Source organism: Mycobacterium sp. (genome assembly GCF_049280035.1).
Lineage (GTDB): Bacteria > Actinomycetota > Actinomycetes > Mycobacteriales > Mycobacteriaceae > Mycobacterium.
Map to the genome: position 1 here is coordinate 1 of NZ_JBAPPI010000451.1, position 2,794 is coordinate 2,794.

General features: G+C 65.9%; 3 protein-coding genes. All 3 read left to right on the top strand.

The genetic code is table 11. The features are described from left to right. On the top strand, positions 1-1,205 hold a 1,205-nt coding region (locus WAN71_RS14940; protein ID WP_422226076.1), incomplete at its 5' end, for a nickel-dependent hydrogenase large subunit. 3 nt (positions 1,206-1,208) lie between these two features. Continuing rightward, a complete protein-coding gene (locus WAN71_RS14945; protein ID WP_422226077.1) occupies positions 1,209-2,147 on the top strand; it encodes a NifU family protein in 939 nt (312 codons plus the stop codon). Further along, complete coding sequence (locus WAN71_RS14950) at positions 2,144-2,770, top strand: DUF5947 family protein (RefSeq protein ID WP_422226078.1); 627 nt, start codon at positions 2,144-2,146, stop codon at positions 2,768-2,770. The genes WAN71_RS14945 and WAN71_RS14950 overlap by 4 nt, the downstream gene beginning before the upstream one ends. Positions 2,771-2,794 lie beyond the last annotated feature (24 nt).

The window sequence follows — 2,794 nt, forward strand, 5'->3', positions numbered from 1 at the left end:
AAGGCAGGCATGTACACCCGTCCACGCTGTACCCCGGCGGCGTCGGGACGGTGGCGACCATCCAATTGATGACCGACTACATGAGCCGGCTGATGCGCTACGTCGAGTTCATGAAGAAGGTCGTGCCGATGCACGACGATCTCTTCGACTTCTTCTACGAAGCGATGCCCGGTTACGAGAAGGTCGGCCTACGCCGCACCCTGTTGGGCTGCTGGGGCTCGTTCCAGGACCCCGATGTGTGCAATTTCGCGTACAAGGACATGGAGCGTTGGGGCAACGCCATGTTCGTCACACCTGGCGTGGTGGTCGACGGCAAGCTGGTGACCCACTCGCTGGTCGACATCAACCTGGGCATCCGGATCCTTTTGGGCAGTTCGTATTACGACGACTGGAACGATCAGGAGATGTTCGACAAGACCGACCCGTTGGGCAACCCGGTCGATCGGCGTCACCCATGGAACCAGCACACCAACCCGCATCCGCAGAAGCGGGACATGGACGGTGGCAACTACAGCTGGGTGATGTCGCCGCGCTGGTTCGACGGCAAGGACCACCTTGCTCTGGACACCGGTGGCGGTCCGCTCGCCCGGCTGTGGGCGACGGCGCTGGCCGGCCTGGTCGACATCGGCTACGTCAAGTCCACCGGCCATTCGGTGCAGATCAACCTGCCCAAGACCGCGCTGAAGGGGCCGGTCGAGTTCGAGTGGAAGATCCCGCAGCATGGGTCCAACACCATCGAGCGTGACCGGGCACGGACCTACTTCCAGGCGTACGCGGCGGCATGTGCGCTGCACTTCTGTGAGCAGGCGCTGGGAGAAATCCGCGCCGGGCGTACTAAGACATGGGAGAAGTTCGACGTGCCCAAGGAAGGTATCGGCTGCGGCTTCACCGAGGCGGTGCGCGGAGTATTGAGTCACCACATGGTGATTCGGGACGGCAAGATCGCCAACTATCACCCGTACCCGCCCACCCCGTGGAACGCGAACCCGCGCGACAGCTTCGGTACGCCGGGGCCTTACGAGGACGCGGTGCAGGGCCAGCCGATCTTCGAGGAGAACGACCGGGAGCACTTCAAGGGCATCGACATCATGCGCACGGTGCGCAGCTTCGACCCGTGCCTGCCCTGTGGTGTGCACATGTACCTCGGCAACGGCAAGACACTGGAGCGGCTGCACTCGCCGACGCAAACAGCGACCGGGGAGTGATGCATGGCTGATCGCCCCGAGGAGTTGCAGGGGGACGCGCAGTGGCGCTCGGCGGGCGATCGGATCCAGACGCTGCTGGACGCGACGGCGGCCGGTGGGGTGGCCGCGCGTGAGCGCGCCGAGCAGCTGGTCCGCGAGGTAGTTGAGCTCTACGGCGCGGGCCTGTCGCGAATCCTCGCGGCAGTCGGCGATCAGGCGGATCCAGCTCTTCTGGACCGCCTGATCGCCGATGACTTGGTGGCCAGCTTGCTGCTCGTCCACGGCCTGCACCCGCACGACGTGCGTCGACGGGTGTCCGACGCACTCGACCGGGTCCGGCCATATCTTGGCTCGCACGGCGGCGACGTGCATCTGCTCGACATCGCCGGCGACACCGTGCAGCTTCAATTCGCCGGTAGCTGTAAGAGTTGCCCGTCGTCGGCGGTGACGCTGGAGTTGGCCGTCGAGGACGCGATTCGGGCTGCCGCACCGGAGATTTCGTCGATCGAACTGGTGACACCCGAAGCCGGGGTAGGAAAGCCGGCAACCGTGATCCCGGCCGAATCGCTGCTTGCGCAGGTCCATTCCAGGGCGCCGTCCAACGGCGGCTCAGCGTGGCATCAGGTGCCTGATCTGGCCGACCTGGCTGCCGGCGAAGTCGGCGGTTTCTCGGTCGCCGGCATTGTGGTGCTGGCCTGTCGGGTCGGCGACCAGTTGTACGCCTACCGTGATCACTGTCCGGCCTGCGATGGGTCGCTGGCCGGTGCGGCGCTGCACCGACGCGCCGGAGGCAGCGACCCGGTGCTGCGATGTCCGCGCTGTCACGCGCATTTCGATGTCGTACACGCCGGTGCGAGCCTCGATGACGGTGCTGAGCGTCACCTCGATCCCCTCCCACTGCTGCTGCGCGACGGTGTGCTGTCTCTCGCGGTGCCGGCCGAGCCGTTGGGCGCGCCGGCATGACCAGCCCCTTCGACGTTCTCGCCCGCATCACCGGAAGCCGGCGCGAGCCCGAACCCGCGGGACAGCGGTGCGAGATGTGCTCGGAGCCGATCGCCGACGCGCACCAACACGTGGTGAATGTGGCTGGGCGGCAATTGATGTGCGTGTGCCGCGGCTGCTATCTGCTGTTCAGCGACAGCCACGCCGAGCTGCGCTACCGCTCGGTCCCGGATCGGTATCTGACATTTCCCGATTTCGCGCTTGATCGGCGCACCTGGGAAGCGCTGCAGATCCCGGTCGGCCTGGCGTTCTTCTTCCGCAACTCGGCGCTCGATCGCACTGTCGGTTTCTACCCGGGCCCGGCCGGTGCAACCGAATCCGAGCTCGACCTCGACGCCTGGAGCGCAATCAGCGCCGGCGAACCCAGGGTTGGTCTGCTTGCCGACGACGTTGAGGCACTGCTGGTGCGCGTTCCCGAAGACGGCCCGCCACAGTGCTATCTGGTCCCAATCGACGCCTGCTACGAATTCGTCGGCGGGCTACGAACGCGGTGGCGCGGCTTCGATGGCGGCCAGGAGGCGCGCGAGTTCATCGACGATTTCTTCACCACGCTGACCGAACGCAGTGTGGAGCAACGGCCATGACCGCACCGGGTACCTCGTTCACCG